The organism is Halomonas sp. 3D7M (assembly GCF_014897885.1).
GTDB lineage: Bacteria > Pseudomonadota > Gammaproteobacteria > Pseudomonadales > Halomonadaceae > Vreelandella.
This window is the reverse complement of record NZ_JABUZF010000173.1, coordinates 25,123-42,609: the sequence shown is the minus strand read 5'-3', so window position 1 is coordinate 42,609 and position 17,487 is coordinate 25,123. Positions and strand designations below refer to the sequence as shown.

Sequence of the window (17,487 nt, the reverse complement as noted above, 5' to 3'; positions counted from 1 at the left end):
GCAGAATAAACAACGCCAACAGGAAGAAGCACACCGTGAGAAGGCAAAACAGCAGCAGGCCAAGCGGGAACAGAACAAGCGGGAACAGGACAAACAACAAGAGCGCCGCAAACGACAAGAACAGACCCAACAGCAAGAGCGTCAGCGCTGGCAACAAGAGCAGAAGCGTCAGGAAGAAGCCCGTCGCCAACAGCGGGAGCGCCCCTCTTCACCACCCGATCGCAACACACGGGCGCTGGCAGTATTAGGACTAACACCAGGGGCTAATCGTGCCGATATTCGCCGTGCCTATCGCCGCATGGCGCAGTTGCACCACCCTGACCGTTTCTATTCGGGTAGTGAACATCAAATAGCACTGGCATCAACGCGTTTTCAGCGCATCAAAAGTGCCTACGATTATTTGATGCAAAACACCTGATCAGCCTACTGTTAACGATTAAGGGCAGAGCACCCAAACCGAAAGTGAGTATCGACTCGAACATTATGCGCGATTTGTATCAACGACTGACACTAACACCCGACGCGAGCGATCAAGAAATCAATAGCGCGGTGGCTCGCTGCCCAAACAGCGCGTTGCGCCAGGATGCTGAAACCGTACTTGGTGTTGCAGAACATCGCGACGCTTATAACAAGCTCCACAAAACCGTCAGCGACATAGGACAACTGCGGGCAAGGCTTGGACTCACCCACGCGGCTCATTGGCAAGGCGATGTAGCCAACGACTTTTCCCTACCACCTGATCATGCTATTTCGCGCCATGACGAGCTGATTGATCGCGTCAGTCTTGCGGTATCGCTTTATAACCGCTGGCGGCGTTTCAAAGGCCCATGGCTACTCGTTGCCCTGCTCACCATTGGTGCTGGCATAGGCGTCGCTTTTGGGCTCGCCTTGGGCCTTGGGCTTAGCATAGGATGAGGCCTCTGCTCGCTCGCGCTCATCTCGGCGGGTTTCAGCTTCTGTCGGGCGCGGAGCTGGTTTTGGCGGCGCTGGCCGCTTTCGCGGGCTATCGCCGTCTTCATCACTGATATTCCCTCCCCTGCTCTTGTCACCCGGCTCATCGAGCGTGAAATCCGTGCCGGCGCGCTCTTTTCCCGTAGGCTCTGCTTTCGCAGTCTCATCGGGCATAAGATCTTGCCGACGATCTTCTGAACGCGCCTCCATGCTGACACTGAGACGCGGTACGCCCAGATCGATTTCCTGCGCTTCCATGCGTTGCTTCAATAGCAAGTTAAAGGCACGCGATACGTCCCATTGCATTTCTGGTGCTGTGCGAAAACGCATGCGCAAAATAGGGCAACCATCTTCAAAGCCCTGCACACCCTGCATTTCTAAAGGTGACCAAATATAGTGGCGCATCATAGGGTCTTTGCGTAACTCTTGCGCTGTTTCTTGCATCAGCGTAATTGCATCATCAATTTTCATCGCATAAGGGATACGAATACGCATTAGCGCAATGCCGAATTGGCGCGACATATTATGAATCGACTCAATACGGCTAAAGGTAATGATATGGACAACCCCATCTAAATCACGCAGCTTCACAGTACGTAGCGTTAATCCCTCAACGGTCCCCATATGGCCATTAATTTGCACGAAATCATCCACCGCCAGGGAGTCTTCAATCAGAATAAAGATCCCGGTGATTAAATCCTGCACCAACGTTTGGGCACCAAAACCAATCGCCAGACCGATGACACCCGCACCCGCAAGTAGTGGTGTGACGTTAACGCCAAGATTTGCTAGCCCGGCAATCACCGCGATAATCAAAATCGTCACAAAAATAACATTACGAATCATCGGCGTAATGGTTTGCGCCCGAGCTTGATTCACTCGCCTTCCGCGAGAGCGCGCGGATGACGTTAGCGCCCGCTGAATAGCCGTATCAGCAAAGATCCAGACCAGCCAAGCCAGCAGAATAGTTGACCCCAGACTTATTAAGGCTTGACCAATACGGGCACTGGCTACCGCTTGCTGACCAAGGCCAAACAGCGAACCGCCCCAAACCTGCATAAACAGTTCGGCGAATACCATCCAGGCGCAAAGGTGGGCAAGGACAAAGCCGAAGCGCTCTAAACGCTTACGATATTGGCTGTAACGACGGCGATGACGGCGCTTACCCAAGCGCTCTGACTGACGTCTTAACAAGCCCGTCACCACTAACGTCAACACCAATAAGCTTGCCGAGATAATCGAGCGCGCAAGCGCTGTACCCACATCACCCACGGTGATAAAGATCGCCAATAATGAGCCACCCACCATCAGCAGCGCAGGAATATGCCAGAGGCCGCCCAGCGCACGGATCATCTCAACGGCGGCACTAGCATCACGGCGCTGCTTGTAAGGGCGGTTACAGATCAAATGGCGAACAGGTCGTTTAAATTTAAAGATAAAGCGTGCTGAAAGCAGCGCAGCCAACATATTCGCAAGCACAGACACTAAGCTGGAAAGCTCACTACCCAGTAGCTCAACCAAGCGGGTAGAGTTCACCGCATCGCCCAAGGCGATTAATGCGCCAATGACAAACAGACCACGCAAGGCTTTTTGCTGCAGCACCTGTACCGCTGTAAAACGATGGCCACGGCTGAAAAACGCAATGACCGTTTCAATCACCACCGACAACGCGCGACCGCACACACAAACGTAAGCCACAACCAGTACAACCGCTCGGCCTGGGCTGTAAGGTAATATCTGCCCAATCCCTAGGGTAATCGCGAATGACAGTGCCCAAGGCAACATGCGGCGTAAAAAGTGCACTGCCAATAACCAGGCTTTCGGGTCACGAGGCAAATCAAGCGGCCATTCTCGTCGTGTGGCGATCAAACGCCCAAACGCAATCATAACGACCAGCAGCGTCCCCCAAATAACACCAAGGACGGCGCCTTCAGCCACTGCGCGTAGCGCCTCCCCCTGGTCAGCACCATCATTTAATGCGCGTAAGTCGGCAGCTCCTTGAACCAATTGTCGTGACCATTCATCAACCGGCGAATCGCCAGCCTGAGCCTGCTCGCCAATATCGGTCAGCGTATCGGCTAGTGCGCCCAGCAGGCCTTGATGAACGATTTTGTCCTCTTCGCCAGCCTCGGTGGCAAGCTGCAATTCACGCAGGGAGTCGAGCAGCGCTCTACGCTGCTCTTCATTCTCCAGCATTGCGATCACATCGCTCAGCGAGCTTTGGAAGCGTTCACTACTGACACTCTGCTCTTCTGATGCATCATTGCCTCCCCCCAGGCTTGGCAGAGAAACGCTCTGCGCCTGTGCGAAGGTCATCACACCTAGGAGTAGCGTCAAAAAAACGCCTAACACGATATTGATTGTCCAGTGCTGTCGCACGCTTAACTCCCGAAAATGAACTGACATAACACGCCACTTAGTTAGCGTTTACTTAACTTTGTACGCTCAGCCTTAATGCGTGACTATGATAGGCTGTTGGCTTAAACGTTCACCTCAAGGATACCGAGATGACGCTGCACGCTCCTCCTAACCGTACAAATAGTGATGGAAAAACAAGGCGTGTCGGTGTGGAAATCGAATTCGCCGGACTCCCGCCGCATGATACCGCTGAGCTGGTACGCGAGCTATTTGGGGGTGAGCTTAACGTGGTCAGTCCCCATCGGCTACTCGTTGAAGCGACTCGATGGGGCGAATTCGGTATTGAGCTGGATACCCAGTATGCTCATCCTGATAAGACGTTACTGGAAGAACACCATGAAAGCGACAGTGAATGGGCACGCCAGCAGCGCCATCGGCGAATAGAGTTCCATCAAAAAACCCGCGAACTGATTGGCGACATGGTGACGGGCCTAGTGCCTACGGAAATTGTCTGCCCGCCGATTCCCTGGGATGAGTTAGGTGAACTAGACCAGCTATTTAGTGCCCTACGCGACAAAGGCGCGAAAGGCACGGATGCCAGCTTACTCTACGGATTTGGCTTGCATCTAAACCCTGAAGTAGAACGGTTTGACGTTGCTTACCTTCTAGCCATGATGCAAGCGTATCTGCTTCTCGCCAGCTGGCTGCGCGATGAAATCAAAGTCGACATTACCCGTGAAGTACTGCCTCACGCCAATCCATTTCATAAAGAGTACGCTCTTAAAGTCCTGGATTCTGGTTATCAGCCTGATTTAGATACGTTTATCGATGACTATCTGCACTACAACCCAACGCGTAATCGAGAGTTAGATCTACTGCCGCTGTTTGCGCACCTGCGTCCTGACCATCCCCATGAGCTGCTGCATAGCCAGCTCACTAAACCACGCCCGACGTTTCATTACCGGCTACCCAATGCGCAGCTTTCTCAGCCCGGTTGGGGGTCAGTTGTGGAGTGGAATCGCTGGGTTGAGGTAGAAAAGCTAGCCGCAAACAGTGAGGTGCTGCGCGCTCGCTGCGATGAGTATATTGCTGAACACAGCCAACCTTGGTGGAAACGCTGTAAAACGAAGCTGCTTGGCCTATTGAAGTCATCCTAAACACACTGCCTGAGTGAGAACGTGCCAGCATGTCTCGACCACTTATTGGGATTACAACCTCTGATCAAAAAAGCCACCTAGCGTGGTGGTTTGACTGGTTCGCCGTATGGCGACATGGCGGCAAACCGCTTCGCTTGTCCCCATCACGCCCCTTGCCTGCCCATCTTGACGGGCTAATTATTGGAGGCGGCGATGACATCCAAGCACACCTTTACGGCGGCGAAGTACAGCTGGATGTGCGGCTAGACCCAGCCCGCGATGAACTGGAACTCAATCTACTCGGCCGATTTATTCCACAAAACACTCCTGTATTGGGAATTTGCCGGGGAGCTCAGCTAATCAACGTCCATTTAGGAGGCACCCTCGACCCTGATATTTATACCACCCATGAAGGCCTGAAACGACGGCGCACTGTGCTACCGCGCAAAACAGTGGATATTGTCGGAGGAAGCAAGCTTTATCAGCTGTTAGGCGTCACGTGGTGTCGCGTGAATAGCCTGCACCATCAGGCGGTCAATCAAGCAGGTGACGGTATCAATATTGTCGCCCGCGACCGGGACGGGCTAGTCCAGGGAATTGAGTCGACAAAACATGATTTTCTGATTGGCGTGCAGTGGCATCCCGAATGGCTTATTTTCAACCGCCCCCAGCAACGTTTAATTAGTGCACTGGTGGCGGCAGCGAAGCAAGGCGCAGGCTAGCAACCTGCGTACCGCCTCTGGCTAGCCTTTTAGGGCTGCCAGCGCGGCCTCATAATCAGGCTCATTTTTCAGCTCGCTTACCAGCTCACTGTGCAACACGCGGTTGTCTGCATCGAGCACTACCACGGCACGGGCGCACAACCCTTCCATTGCACTATTAGCCAATGCGACACCCCAAGCTTCTTGGAACTCTCGATGGCGGAAGGTAGACAAGGTTTCAACGTTATCCAACCCTTCTCCACCGCAAAAGCGCTTGGCTGCAAATGGCAGGTCAGCAGACACCACCAGTACCACGGTATTATCCAATTGCGAGGCCAGTTCATTGAACCGCCGAGTAGACACCGCACAAGTGGGCGTATCCACACTGGGGATAATATTCAGTACTTTGCGCTTGCCCGAATAAGTATCAAGGGTGACATCATTCAAATCGGCATTGGTGAGCGTCATCAGCGGAGCAGTTTGGCCTGGAGCAGGTAGCGTTCCCGCCACATCCATGGGCTCGCCAGCACGGGTTATCTGTTGCATATTAGGCTCCTAATATAAAGCGAAAAAGGTGTATGGTGAGAACTACCACCTTACAGGGCAATGCCCTGATTGGGCTAACTTTTCCTCTCTAACCTTTCTTCGCTAACCTTGCCTCTGACAGGACAACGAGAACGCCATGACCTCTTTAGTCATTATCAAAACCGGTGACGCCTTCCCTGAAGTGGTCGACCAATACGGTGATTTCGAGCAACTCTTTATCAATCAGCTTTCGACGGTACTGCCGACACATCTGTCACTCAGGGTTTGGGATGCGCGCAAACAAGGTGTTCCACCTACTCCTACCTCATTCGCCGGCATTATGCTCACGGGTTCCCACAGTATGGTGAGCGAACAGGAGCCATGGAGCGAGGCGCTAAAACCTTGGCTTGAGCAAGCGCTAGCCGAGAACGTCCCTATGCTTGGCGTGTGCTATGGTCACCAGTTGATGGCGTCAGCCTTCGGTGGCATTAGCGATTACCACCCTGCAGGAAGAGAATCAGGAACGCGCAAGGTACGACTGACCCAAGCAGGCCATCAAGACCCCCTGTTTAGCAAGCTGCCCACACACTTCTCGGCTCACCTGACCCACGCCCAGTCCGTCATGCAGTTGCCACCCAACGCCACGGTGTTGGCGCATAACAACCACGATGCTCATCAAGCATTACGTTATGGCCCCCGCCAATGGAGCGTGCAGTTTCACCCAGAGTTCACCCGACCAGTGATGCATGCTTATATCGAGCGCCAGAAAGCCGCATTGCGCGACCAAGGTGAAAATCCCGACGCCCTCATTGACGCGATCACCGACACTCAAGCGGCCTCTAGCCTACTGCGCCATTTCCTACGCTTTACGTAAGCCGCTTTTGGTCGCGTCTTGATGCAAGCCGATCCGCTAATCGCGTGGGTTCTGGTAACTTGGTGCGTCCTAAACAGCGCACCACCCAGTCAAGCGATGTTTCAAGGGATAATCGATGCCCAGGCGATACGAACACCGGTTTCACATTTTCCCGCGAGCGTAGCACGGCACCAATAACGTCGTTACCTGATGTTAGAGGCACCCAATCCCCCCGCGTGTTTCCCACCTCTGCATGCTGCCCCGTTAAGCGGGACTTAGCGATGCCGATCGTCGGTAAATTCAGCCATAGCCCCAGGTGGGCAGCGACACCAAGCCGTCGAGGATGCGCAATCCCCTGCCCGTCGACCATTACCAGTTCGGGTGTGATCGCAAGCTTAGCGAACGCTTCCAGAGCGGCTGGGATCTCGCGAAAAGAGAGCAGCCCGGGAATATAAGGCATCCGCGTTGGCTCACGATGAACCACCTGCTCTACCATCGTTAGGTGTTGCGTGGTGTCAGGCTGCCATTTTAGGACAACGACCGCCGCCCGAGTGATATCACCACCCGCTTCAAACCCAATATCGACCCCAGCAATATGGTGCACAGAACCGATACGATCAGTGGTTTCAAGTCGTTTCGCCAGCACTGTTTGCAGCGCTACGGCCTCTTTTGGAGCTAAATTCCAGTCATGTAGCGGTGCGTCCATGCAGCCTCCTTTTACTGAACCATAACCATACTAACGTAGCTCAATTTCCCAGCTGCAATGACAGGCAAAAAAAATCCCCTTAAGCCGCTGGGCGTAAGGGGATAGAACGATCGTTAAACGTCGTTTTAAAGCACCGTTATATGGCGCTATACATTAACTTAAGCGCGTTCGCGGCGACGAACGGGTGCATCACCGTCATCACGGCGACGACGTGGAGCACGCTCAGGTGCACTGTCTTCACTAATTTCTAACGGGCGACCAGCAACGCGGGCACGTGCCATTTTCGCCAGAATAGTGGAAGGCAGGCCACTGGGTAGCTCAACTACCGAGAAAGCGTTGCGGATATCGATACGGCCGATACGCGCGCCCTCGATGCCACCTTCGTTCGCCAGTGCACCCACCAGTTGACCAGGCTTAACGCCATCTTTATGGCCAACAGAAACACGGTAACGAATCATACCTTCGCTAGGTGCGCTTGAGCGCTCGCGACGGCCACCGGGCTTGCCACCAGGCGCGCTATCACGCGGAGCACGCTCTTTACGCGGGGCTTGCAAGCGTCCAATCGGCGCTTCGTCAGCACGTGCCATCGCGGCAAAAGCACAAGCTAGCTCAACGGCATCATGACCTTCTTCTACCAGGCGCTCAACCAGTGCACGCTGCTCTTCAGCACCTTTGGTCAGGGCTGCCACAACGCGATGATGGAATACGTCATCACGGTGAGCGCGAATAGCGGCTTCGTCTGGCAGCGGCATTTCAGTCATTTTCTGACCGGTAGCCTGCTCCATCCAGCCCACTTTACGGCCTTCACGGAAACCAGCGAACGTAATCGCGATACCGCTACGGCCCGCACGACCGGTACGACCGATACGGTGAGTATAAGCTTCTGCGTCTTGCGGCAGATCGTAGTTGATAACGTGCGTAATACGCGGAACGTCAAGACCACGAGCAGCGACGTCGGTCGCAATCAGCACATCAACCTTGCCACGCTTGAGGCGTGTAATAGTGCGCTCACGCAGGCTTTGGTCTAGATCGCCAGACAGGCCAGCGGCATTAACGCCACGAGCTGTCAGCTGTTCAACCAGCGTGGTACAAGCAGCACGAGTACGCACGAAGACAATAGCGGCATCAACCGGCTCAACTTCAAGGATGCGTGCCACTGCTTCAAGCTTAGCGCCACCATCGACGCGTACAATACGCTGTTCAATGTTTTCACCGGTCGTCGTGCGCGACTCAATCGCAACTTTTACCGGATTAACCAGATAGCGGTTAACAATGCGCTCAATTTCAGTCGGCAGCGTTGCCGAGAAGAACACACGCTGAGCATCTTTAGGGGTATCGGCAACCACGCGTTTTACGTCGTCGATAAAGCCCATGCGCAGCATTTCGTCAGCTTCATCCAGCACGAGTGCCGAAAGACCGTCGAGTTTCAGACTACCGCGATCAAGGTGATCGATAATACGGCCAGGGGTGCCAACAATAACCTGGGCACCGCGCTTTAGCGCGCCTAACTGTTCACGGTACTCTTGGCCACCACAAAGGATAGCGACTTCAAGACCCTTGAGGTTTTGGCCATATTTACTGAACGAAGCCGCAACCTGCTGAGCAAGTTCACGGGTCGGAGCCATAACCAGTACTTGAGGCTCGCGACGGGTAAGTTCTAAACGCGATAACAATGGCAATGCAAATGCAGCGGTTTTGCCGGTGCCGGTTTGTGCTTGGCCCAGCATATCGCGGCCTTCCAGCAACGCAGGAATTGTCTGCGCCTGGATCGGCGAGGGAATTTCGTAGCCTTGTGCTTCAACAGCAGAGAGAACGGCAGGCAACAGAGCAAGATCGCCGAAGCTCGGCGAAGCGACAGAAGTCGAGGTCATTAATCACACCTTGGTAGGCCGGTTTTTCCGGCAAAAAACATCGTAAGCGTCTCTGACTCTGCTCGTTAATACGCGTGACAATGCATATTAATAAACAAGGATCCGCAAGGCGGATATCATCATCAATGGAGTCGGAGACGCCGGTCGCACCTAGCATTCGGTTAGCAAACACCGCATAAGCGGGCTAACCGCTGTGGCGACCTTCTGCGCCGATTTCACCCGTTTGGTGAAATACTGGAGGCGCGCCATCTTCACAGCAATGAACATCTGCAGTTGGCAAGATGTTCCAGCAAGCATTTCACTTCGTAGTCAACGCTACCTAGGAAATTGCTTATCGTCGTGATGGAGGGGTCAACACATGCGAGGAGGGCGCATCCTAACACCGCCAGTCGCTTATGACCAGTTTTTTTGCTTTAACCGTTATTAATACTCCGACTTGCACATATTCACTGTTTGTCTAACCTGAGAAGTGCCTGACGATGTTCACTAACTTCAAGGAGTGATGCTATGAACTGGGATCAAATTGAAGGCAGCTGGAAAGAAATGAAAGGAAAAGCTCGCGCAAGCTGGGGTGAATTAACTGACGATGAGCTTACCCAGATTGGCGGCAAAAAAGATCAACTTGTTGGCAAGCTACAGCAGAAATATGGTTTAGAGCGGGAAGAAGCCGAACGCCGCGCTGATGAATGGGCGAACGATCTTTAACGTTTGTCGTCCAATTAACCGCACATTAATAGCTACATGGAGAGATGCTATGCGCAAGACAATGCTTACCACTGCTATCAGTACCGCCCTTTTAGGCAGCTTAGCCTTCGGTGTTCAGGCCTCAACTGAACCCCAAGGTATGTATTCTGCAGATGACATCATGGATGCAGAGGTGTTTTTTGCGGGTGGTTCTGGTGAAGAAATAGGTGAAGTCGAAGACATTCTTTTTGATGAAGAAATGCGCATTTCAGCGCTAGTCATTGAAAGTGGTGCAGTTCTTGGCCTTGGTGGTCGTGAAATTGTTATTAATACTGATCAATTTACCCTGGAAACCCATACCGAGAGTGATGGTGATACCGGACACCGCATTATGCTTGAGGCCTCCCAAGAGGAAGTTGAATCCTTCCCTACCTACGATCGCGATTGGTGGGAACAGACTAAAAACAGTGCCCGCGATGCATGGCAAACGACCAAAGAAGGTGCTCAAAGCGCCTGGCAGTCTACTCGCGAAGCCGTTAATGATAACCAGTAAGCTACCAGCTTAAATCGCTTAAGCTAGCGGTTAACTAGCCAAATGGGCCACCCTGCAATTGGGTGGCCCATTCGTTAGTAACGAGGTTTGAGATGCAATTTCTGAGAAGCTCTCTGCTTATAAATTATGAAGCTCGACGACGGATGCCCTGCCCTGGCAAGCGTTCACGATCATGAGGGCGCTCTAAATCCAATAGCGGTCCGGCTGGCACAATACGCGTTGGATTAATCGTGTCATGGCTGTAGTAGTAATGGCGTTTTATCTGGTCCATATTGATGGTCTCTGCAATTCCCGGCCACTGATACAGCTCGCGAACGTAATTTGCTAGATTGGGGTAATCTTCAATACGTTTTAAATTGCACTTAAAATGACCGAAGTAGACAGCATCAAAACGGATCAGCGTGGTGAAAAGCCGAATATCCGCCTCTGTTAACCACTCCCCCGCCAGATAACGATGCTCGCTCAAGCGTTTTTCCATTCGATCTAAAGCATCGAACAAAGCCAGCACATGTTTTTCATACACCTGCTGATCCGTCGCAAAACCCGACTTATAAACACCGTTATTAATGTGCGCGTACACATCGTCGTTGATGTCATCAATAGTGCGACGCAGGTCATCAGGGTAAAAATCTAAATCGTTACCGGTCAACTCATCAAACGCGTGATTAAAAATGCGCACCAAATCAGCCGACTCATTATTGACTATTGCGCTACGTTGCTTATCCCAAAGCAGCGGTACCGTGACCCGTCCCGTATAGGCAGAATCACTCATCGTATAGAGCTGATGGTGATAGTCGACGTGGTTAACAGGATCCCCGCTGGAGCCCTCACTTTGGTCATACGTCCAGCCCTTATCCTGCATCAACGGGCTGACATGGGAAGTGCCAATGAGTGATTCCAGCCCTTTTAACTTGCGCATAATAAGAACTCGATGCGCCCAAGGGCAGGCTAGTGATACATAAAGATGGTAACGGTCTGCTTGCGCAGGGTAGCTCTGCCCTTCCCATTCTTTGCCTGACGGTGCGCCCATCATGGCATCGTCGCCCACCCAGTCGCGCAGCTGAGCAGACTCACGGACAAATTCTCCACCATGCTTCTTAGTGTCGTACCACTGATCAACCCATTCGCCGTTAACAAGCAGTCCCATCGGGCGGTCTCCTGTTGTAATAATCGTATGTAGTAAACGTATTAATAGTGCTGATGACGTTTAGCATACGCCCGCTTCCCCGATGCTCAAGCGGATGTTTTACGGCGATTCATTCGATGAAATCGAATCCTTAGGGCAGAGCTCGCTCACTCCCTGCTTCAATGCCTGTGCCATGGCATGGGCTGCAGGGCCAGCGCGATCTCGGTCTCTGAATATCAACTGCATAGGTACCATTCGTATCCCACCAGCACTGAGCGGCAAAGGTTTGAGTTGCCCACTTGAAAGTTCATCAGCAATACGGGTTTCTGGCATCCAGGCAAACCCTAACCCACGCTTCAGCATATCTAATGACGTGTTTAAGTGACTCACCGTCCATCGTTGCTCTGCTTTCAACCAGCCGGAATTAGTCGACTGGCGTATCGCTGAATCACGCACTACCAATTGACGGTGTTGGGTTAGATCCCGAAGGTCTAGCGAGCGGCTAAGCTGGTGCAACTCGTGGCTTGGGTGTGCAACGGCTATAAACCGCACGTTCACCAGCGGTTCACCTAAATACCCTTGAGCCGCAATCCCTGAGACGACGAGGTCCGCACGACCATCGTGGAGCATTTCCGTACCACCATTGAGCACGCTTTCATGCAACTGCACTCTGACTTGAGGATACGTTTCCGAGAAACGTTCAAGCGCTTTCGCTTGAGCAGCAGCTGGAAAAATCTGATCAATAGCGACCACGATTTCAGCTTCCAGGCCTGCAGCCAAACGGGTAGCAACATCTTCTAAAGAGGCAGCACTCTCAATTAACTGACGAGCCCGGCGCAATAAGAGTTCGCCCGCCTCAGTTAGGCGTACCTGCCTGCCCACCGGTTCCAGCACCTGAACACCCAATTGCTCTTCTAGCTTGTGCACGGCATGATTAAGCGTAGATGGGCTTTTGTGAATAGCCTCGGCCGCCCGCGCAAACCCACCATGGTCAACAACGGCTGCCAGCATCTGCCACTGTGCAAGAGTTACTCGAGACATTTCGATTCCCTCGACGCTAAACAGCGAAATAATCCGCTTTATGTTCGAAAAACCCTTATAGAATGCCAGGAAAAAGCGCTGAGTACTTGCTTGCAAACAATTATTCCTAGGTATCAGGCTGCCAAGGGGAGCTACCTGACACTTTTTCCCTTAAATCACGGCTAACCGACACTAAAATTGCCAAACACGACAAAAGAAACAATTTTTTACAAAAAAGACAGCATCTAACACCAGCCGATCGCTAAGTATTTTTAATAAATCTACTAGAGACTGCCTCATGATGAGTAATTGGCTTTCAAACAGCCTTAATTTTTCGACAAAACCAATACACAACCCATACAAAAGCATTACGCAATTAATTTGACTTCTAAATTTGGTGGAAAATATTGCTTAGCGTCACCCTCCTATGGTTAATTAATATGCCTGCTTAGCTTTAAGACGGTTTGCGTTAAGTTACTTTTTTTAGCGAACGGTGTTCACAAATAGGTTTCCTTACTTATTACTTCCGTATTTCAATGAAGTACATTTAGTGTACAGGCATACAGTCTGTTCACTCTCACCCTCATGGGGTATGGTTCTTGGGTTTACTTTCTTTCATGTTATTCATTTACCACGAACTCGGCGGCCCATTTACCCATGTTGCGAATTCTTCATTCGCTGCCCCGCACACATAAATTGTTACTGTTACCCGTGGCTACAATGGTCACTGTGCTGGGCACACAAAAGTTAATTACGACCTACCACGACTTAAATCAATCTCATACACCACTGGAAAGCGTGCTTGTACCGCTTCCCAGCGACTCTGCTCCAGGGGTTCCTTCATTGCGTCAAGAACGCACCCCCGTTGCTGAAGCCATTGATCGCGCTTCTCGCGCTATTGATGCCACGCGAGATAATATTCCGCTGAACGACCTCGCGGCTACCGAAATTGTCGATCTAGATGTCATCACTAGCGCCGAAGCCTCGATGGCTAGCGTCACGACGCAACCTCCCACTAATGCCCAGCTGGATGACGGCGCGCTTCACATGGCCGTGGTATTAGGGACCCTCTCAAGCGGTATGCTCGATGCTGATAAAACGGCTTCCGCCGAAGTGGATAACACGGCTTCCGTGGAAATTGCCGATGCCACTTCATATGAAGATTATGGCAATGAGCTATTTGGTGATATTTCGTTTCTCGAGCTGGAACTTGCTGCGGACGAGCCCTACGTCCCTAGGTGGAAAACACATATTGTTGAATCGGGTGAGACCTTTGCATTGCTGGCACAGAACAAGCTAGGCCTTGGCTACAGCGAAGTAATGGCGTTGCTAGAGGATCTCCCGGATCCACGTATGCTTACTCATTGGCGTACTGGCCACAGTTTCGATTACAAGTTAGATGAAAATGGTCGTTTACTGTCGTTGCGTATGATGAAAAACACCCGTGACGGTATCTTGCTGGAACGCGATGAAGAACACTTTGCCGCAACTGTTATTGAGCGCCAGGGTGAAGCGGTACAGCGTCTTTACGCGGGTAGCGTAAGTGGTAGTTTTGCACGCTCAGCCCAGGCAACGGGGCTAAGTAGCAGCGCCGTTACCGAACTCACTCACCTACTTGAGCAAAAACTCGATTTTCGGCGCGACAGCCGTCGCGGAGATCGCTTTCAAGTGCTAGTTGAGTCAGACATGATTGATGGAGAAGCGTTTGACTCTCGCGTGCTTGCTGTTAAGTACGATGGCGAACGCATGGATTTAACGCTTCTTCGCAATGCTACTGATAGCAATTTCTATACGCCCGAAGGGAGTAGCCTAGACCCTGCTTTCTCGCGCTATCCGTTTGAAGGCAATTACCGTCTAAGTTCCAATTTTAACCCGCGCCGCAAACACCCAGTGACTGGCCGTATAAGCCCGCATAATGGAACCGATTTTGCGATGCCTATTGGCACACCTGTCGTTGCTCCCGCCAATGGCCGCGTGGAAAAAGTGGGTAACCATCATGCCGCGGGGCGTTACATTGTCGTTCGTCATGATAATGGCTATCAAACCCGTTATCTTCACCTTTCTCGTCCGCTGGTCACCGAAGGTACGCGTATTGAAATGGGTGAGCGCATTGCGCTTTCGGGCAATACAGGGCGGAGTACGGGGCCTCATCTGCACTATGAAGTCATCGTCAACAACTCGCCTGTCAACGCGATGAACGTAGAGCTGCCTGAAAATACCAGCCTAAGCGGAGATACTTTGATTGCTTTCCAGCGCCAGGCTGAGCCCATGATGGCAGCATTGGATAGCGGTGAGACAGGTACTATCAGCGTTGCCAACTACGAGCGCCAAGAAGAGTAGTAACTTTCTGATTCTCTTTGCATTAAACAATAACGCCGCCCTTCAGGGCGGCGTTATTGCTTTGAAGCAAGTCTACGTTTACAAACCTTGCTTATAAACCATTCTTATAGAAAACCTAGCAATCAATCCGCCCTTCACGTTATACCGCTCGTGACAATGCAGCCAACAGGTCGGCGTCACGACGGTAAATATCATCGCGGAATTCTACTTCCCCTTGAGCATTTGGCCAGGCCGTTAAGTAGTGCAGCGCGACAGGAATACGCTGAGGGAGATTAACATTACGATCACTTCCACTACTGTTAAGCAACGAAGACAGTTGGTAGCGACTGCCACTATCTTGAAGCAGTAACTGCGCAAATTCCGTTACGCCTTCAACGCGCACACAGCCAGAACTGAGCGCTCGCTGATCGCGCTGAAACAACCCTCTGGCGGGTGTATCGTGAAGATAGATCATTTCACTGTTAGGAAAACGTACCACCACGCGGCCTAACGGATTACCGCCACCTGATACTTGGCGCAACATCACTGCACCTGGCCGTTGCCAGTCAATAGCGTCAGCGTTTAACCGCTCGCCGGAGTGGCTTATCACTTGGATATTACGCCGGGCCAAATAGCCTGGATCTCGTCTAACCTGAGGTAAGACGTCCTCGCGCATAATGGTCGGTGGAATTGTCCATGACGGATTGATGGTTAAGTGGCTAATCGCCGAATGGATAATAGGCGTTTCGCGCCGCGGTGTGCCGACTACCACCCTGGCATCCCAGTGCTCACCATTAGGCCGAGTGTAGTGCAATCGATACCCCGCAATGTCAACCCACACGCGCGGTTCATTGGTTTGGGTGGGCTTGATCCAGCGCGCCCGCTCTAAGTTGACACGCAGTTGATCGATTCGCGACGTGACCGGCGTGTTCAATGCAAGCCGCGTGCGCTGACCCACAACACCATCTTCTTGCAACTGATGACGACGTTGAAATTGCTTAACTGCCCCTTCTAACTCAGCATCATAGGTGCGCTGGTTGCTAACCGCCGATTGAACCTCAATCATTGGGTAGGCATTGCTATCCGCCGCCAGCAAGTTGGTTTCTCCCCAATAGGCCAAGCGCTGTCGCAATACCAGCACATCCTCATTAGTATCACCTGGGCGTAACGCCTCATCTCGACCGGCCAGATAGGGAACATTGCCTTTTTCAGCCAGCGTACGGTATTGACGTAGCGCATCACGTAGCTGAGCGTACTCCGTTGATGAGGGCCTCACATAGTCAAACGCGCCCTGAATATCGTCATTTTCCACTGCATGGGCAATGCGCAGCAAAGAGTAGCGGCGCTCAGGCCTAGGGATATCCCATTTCGGCTCGACCTCGTTTGGATTCACCTTGCCTCGCGAAAGGTGCTCAAGTGCGAGTAAAAGTGCTGTCGTGGCCTGAATATCAAAGTCAGCTTGCGCCAACGCCCCTGCTTGCTGGCTAGTCTGAAATGCGTTTAGCAGGATGCCCGCATCGTAATCACTAGGCGCTAAACCATCATCTTCAAGACTATTTAACGCCTGCACCAGTGCTTCAACACGGCTGATATCTTGCCAGACGGGCCGTTGATTTAGCTGCTGGTAAAAGTCCTCAACAGGCAGTAACGCACTGGATTGAGTATCTAAACGCTGAGCTAACGCCTGCTCAAGAGCGCCTGCATCAGCTTGCGCACTGGTAACCAACTGAGGCGCTTGGATCAGCGTCAGACATAGAGCCACCCCTATCGCCCATCGTCTAATTAACGTTGTCTCGTTCATCGCTCCTCCTTGCGTTACTATTCATCGTCGCTATTTATCATTGCGATTCATCATTATTACGCTACATCTATTTATCATAGCCGTTTACATGTCTCCTTCGTCGATATCTATTGCAGGATTGCACTCTATGCCTTTTTACCTACGTGCTTCTACCGCCATTTTGTCGCTTCCACTGTTGTTATTGAGCCTTCCCTTACAAGCCGCTAGCTTTTTCTCACAGGTCGCTTCTGCAGCACCTCCCGGCGTTTCGCCCTTGCATCATCAACTACTCCAACTAGCCCCATCAGCAACGCCAGAGGCGCTGCGACTCGCCGCTCAATCGCTTAGCTGTGCGGACCCAACCGCTGAGCGCTTAGCCGTCATTGATTATTCGCTTCCGTCTACCGAGCCACGACTTTGGGTCTTCGACCTGCATCGACATAAGCTGCTATTTGAAGAGCTGGTTTCTCATGGGCAAGGCTCTGGCGATGCGTTGGCAGAGGTCTTCTCCAATACCCCCGAGAGCCACCAATCCAGCATCGGGCTGTTTCGCACAATGAATAGTTATTATGGTCGTAATGGCTACTCATTGCGCCTGGATGGCTTAGAGCCAGAGGTTAATGATCTCGCGTTTGAGCGAGCGATTGTGATCCATGGCGCTGACTATGTTAGCGACGACTTTATTACCCAGACCGGCAGGCTCGGACGTAGCCACGGCTGTCCTGCCGTACGCGAAGACATCACGTATCCGCTTATCGACAGTTTGAAAGAGAACCAGTATGTCTTCGCCTACTACCCTGATGAAGAGTGGTTAGCAACGTCGCAGTTTCTGCGCTGCCCAAACGACAATGCTGCCCACTTAGCCCAACGCTGATAATCTTCCTATCAAAATTGTCGAGCGGCG

General features: G+C 52.1%; 16 protein-coding genes. 9 read left to right on the top strand and 7 right to left on the bottom strand.

Features of this window, described 5'->3' with window-relative positions; all coding sequences use genetic code 11:
- Both INT22_RS09495 and INT22_RS09490 read left to right on the top strand, forming a co-directional pair.
- The coding region (locus INT22_RS09495; protein WP_193068142.1) for a J domain-containing protein at window positions 1-418 on the top strand (418 nt) is incomplete at its 5' end.
- A gap of 65 nt (window positions 419-483) precedes the next feature.
- A complete protein-coding gene (locus INT22_RS09490) occupies window positions 484-915 on the top strand; it encodes a hypothetical protein (RefSeq protein ID WP_193068141.1) in 432 nt (143 codons plus the stop codon).
- On the opposite strand, the gene INT22_RS09485 is transcribed toward INT22_RS09490, so the two are convergent.
- Window positions 832-3,330, bottom strand: coding sequence for a mechanosensitive ion channel family protein (locus INT22_RS09485; RefSeq protein WP_193068143.1), 2,499 nt, complete (start codon window positions 3,328-3,330; stop codon window positions 832-834). The genes INT22_RS09490 and INT22_RS09485 overlap by 84 nt on opposite strands.
- Window positions 3,331-3,458: 128 nt before the next feature.
- Between INT22_RS09485 and INT22_RS09480 the strand changes: the two genes are divergently transcribed.
- Both INT22_RS09480 and INT22_RS09475 read left to right on the top strand, forming a co-directional pair.
- On the top strand, window positions 3,459-4,466 hold the full coding sequence (locus INT22_RS09480; protein ID WP_193068140.1) for an amidoligase family protein: 1,008 nt from the start codon (window positions 3,459-3,461) through the stop codon (window positions 4,464-4,466).
- A 29-nt stretch (window positions 4,467-4,495) separates the two neighbouring features.
- Entirely contained in the window at window positions 4,496-5,167 is a 672-nt protein-coding gene (locus INT22_RS09475) for a gamma-glutamyl-gamma-aminobutyrate hydrolase family protein (protein WP_089038887.1), read from the top strand.
- A gap of 21 nt (window positions 5,168-5,188) precedes the next feature.
- On the opposite strand, the gene tpx is transcribed toward INT22_RS09475, so the two are convergent.
- Window positions 5,189-5,692, bottom strand: a complete 504-nt coding sequence (gene tpx, locus INT22_RS09470; RefSeq protein ID WP_193068139.1) for a thiol peroxidase — start codon at window positions 5,690-5,692, stop codon at window positions 5,189-5,191.
- A gap of 136 nt (window positions 5,693-5,828) precedes the next feature.
- Here tpx and INT22_RS09465 point away from each other — a divergent pair, with 136 nt between their 5' ends.
- Complete coding sequence (locus tag INT22_RS09465) at window positions 5,829-6,545, top strand: glutamine amidotransferase (protein ID WP_193061405.1); 717 nt, start codon at window positions 5,829-5,831, stop codon at window positions 6,543-6,545.
- Here INT22_RS09465 and nfi read toward each other — a convergent pair.
- Window positions 6,538-7,230 carry a deoxyribonuclease V gene (gene nfi, locus INT22_RS09460; RefSeq protein WP_193061406.1) on the bottom strand — a complete coding sequence of 231 codons (693 nt, stop codon included), beginning with the start codon at window positions 7,228-7,230 and terminating at the stop codon, window positions 6,538-6,540. The genes INT22_RS09465 and nfi overlap by 8 nt on opposite strands.
- A gap of 158 nt (window positions 7,231-7,388) precedes the next feature.
- Complete coding sequence (locus INT22_RS09455) at window positions 7,389-9,101, bottom strand: DEAD/DEAH box helicase (RefSeq protein ID WP_089038891.1); 1,713 nt, start codon at window positions 9,099-9,101, stop codon at window positions 7,389-7,391.
- A 507-nt stretch (window positions 9,102-9,608) separates the two neighbouring features.
- Between INT22_RS09455 and INT22_RS09450 the strand changes: the two genes are divergently transcribed.
- Both INT22_RS09450 and INT22_RS09445 read left to right on the top strand, forming a co-directional pair.
- The gene (locus tag INT22_RS09450; protein WP_038482059.1) at window positions 9,609-9,806 is read left to right on the top strand and encodes a CsbD family protein; all 198 of its coding nucleotides are present in this window, start codon (window positions 9,609-9,611) and stop codon (window positions 9,804-9,806) included.
- Window positions 9,807-9,855: 49 nt separating this feature from the next.
- A complete protein-coding gene (locus INT22_RS09445; RefSeq protein ID WP_193068138.1) occupies window positions 9,856-10,338 on the top strand; it encodes a PRC-barrel domain-containing protein in 483 nt (160 codons plus the stop codon).
- A 124-nt stretch (window positions 10,339-10,462) separates the two neighbouring features.
- Here INT22_RS09445 and INT22_RS09440 read toward each other — a convergent pair whose 3' ends face one another.
- Together INT22_RS09440 and INT22_RS09435 are read right to left on the bottom strand one after the other, a co-directional pair.
- The gene (locus tag INT22_RS09440; protein WP_193068137.1) at window positions 10,463-11,485 is read right to left on the bottom strand and encodes a glutathione S-transferase family protein; all 1,023 of its coding nucleotides are present in this window, start codon (window positions 11,483-11,485) and stop codon (window positions 10,463-10,465) included.
- Between the two features lie 99 nt (window positions 11,486-11,584).
- The gene (locus INT22_RS09435; protein ID WP_089040900.1) at window positions 11,585-12,505 is read right to left on the bottom strand and encodes a LysR family transcriptional regulator; all 921 of its coding nucleotides are present in this window, start codon (window positions 12,503-12,505) and stop codon (window positions 11,585-11,587) included.
- Window positions 12,506-13,141: 636 nt separating this feature from the next.
- Between INT22_RS09435 and INT22_RS09430 the strand changes: the two genes are divergently transcribed.
- On the top strand, window positions 13,142-14,824 hold the full coding sequence (locus INT22_RS09430) for a peptidoglycan DD-metalloendopeptidase family protein (protein WP_193068136.1): 1,683 nt from the start codon (window positions 13,142-13,144) through the stop codon (window positions 14,822-14,824).
- A 139-nt stretch (window positions 14,825-14,963) separates the two neighbouring features.
- Here INT22_RS09430 and INT22_RS09425 read toward each other — a convergent pair whose 3' ends face one another.
- Window positions 14,964-16,604, bottom strand: a complete 1,641-nt coding sequence (locus tag INT22_RS09425) for a L,D-transpeptidase family protein (RefSeq protein ID WP_193068135.1) — start codon at window positions 16,602-16,604, stop codon at window positions 14,964-14,966.
- A gap of 127 nt (window positions 16,605-16,731) precedes the next feature.
- Here INT22_RS09425 and INT22_RS09420 point away from each other — a divergent pair, with 127 nt between their 5' ends.
- Entirely contained in the window at window positions 16,732-17,457 is a 726-nt protein-coding gene (locus INT22_RS09420) for a murein L,D-transpeptidase catalytic domain family protein (protein ID WP_089038896.1), read from the top strand.
- Window positions 17,458-17,487: the final 30 nt, after the last annotated feature.

What these genes read in the sequence shown, in the direction of transcription:
- INT22_RS09490 (WP_193068141.1), top strand. Translation starts at nt 484, where the DNA reads ATGCGCGATTTGTATCAACGACTGACACTAACACCCGACGCGAGCGAT.
- INT22_RS09480 (WP_193068140.1), top strand. Translation starts at nt 3,459, where the DNA reads ATGACGCTGCACGCTCCTCCTAACCGTACAAATAGTGATGGAAAAACA.
- INT22_RS09475 (WP_089038887.1), top strand. Translation starts at nt 4,496, where the DNA reads ATGTCTCGACCACTTATTGGGATTACAACCTCTGATCAAAAAAGCCAC.
- tpx (WP_193068139.1), bottom strand. Translation starts at nt 5,692, where the DNA reads ATGCAACAGATAACCCGTGCTGGCGAGCCCATGGATGTGGCGGGAACG.
- INT22_RS09465 (WP_193061405.1), top strand. Translation starts at nt 5,829, where the DNA reads ATGACCTCTTTAGTCATTATCAAAACCGGTGACGCCTTCCCTGAAGTG.
- nfi (WP_193061406.1), bottom strand. Translation starts at nt 7,230, where the DNA reads ATGGACGCACCGCTACATGACTGGAATTTAGCTCCAAAAGAGGCCGTA.
- INT22_RS09455 (WP_089038891.1), bottom strand. Translation starts at nt 9,101, where the DNA reads ATGACCTCGACTTCTGTCGCTTCGCCGAGCTTCGGCGATCTTGCTCTG.
- INT22_RS09450 (WP_038482059.1), top strand. Translation starts at nt 9,609, where the DNA reads ATGAACTGGGATCAAATTGAAGGCAGCTGGAAAGAAATGAAAGGAAAA.
- INT22_RS09445 (WP_193068138.1), top strand. Translation starts at nt 9,856, where the DNA reads ATGCGCAAGACAATGCTTACCACTGCTATCAGTACCGCCCTTTTAGGC.
- INT22_RS09440 (WP_193068137.1), bottom strand. Translation starts at nt 11,485, where the DNA reads ATGGGACTGCTTGTTAACGGCGAATGGGTTGATCAGTGGTACGACACT.
- INT22_RS09435 (WP_089040900.1), bottom strand. Translation starts at nt 12,505, where the DNA reads ATGTCTCGAGTAACTCTTGCACAGTGGCAGATGCTGGCAGCCGTTGTT.
- INT22_RS09430 (WP_193068136.1), top strand. Translation starts at nt 13,142, where the DNA reads ATGTTGCGAATTCTTCATTCGCTGCCCCGCACACATAAATTGTTACTG.
- INT22_RS09425 (WP_193068135.1), bottom strand. Translation starts at nt 16,604, where the DNA reads ATGAACGAGACAACGTTAATTAGACGATGGGCGATAGGGGTGGCTCTA.
- INT22_RS09420 (WP_089038896.1), top strand. Translation starts at nt 16,732, where the DNA reads ATGCCTTTTTACCTACGTGCTTCTACCGCCATTTTGTCGCTTCCACTG.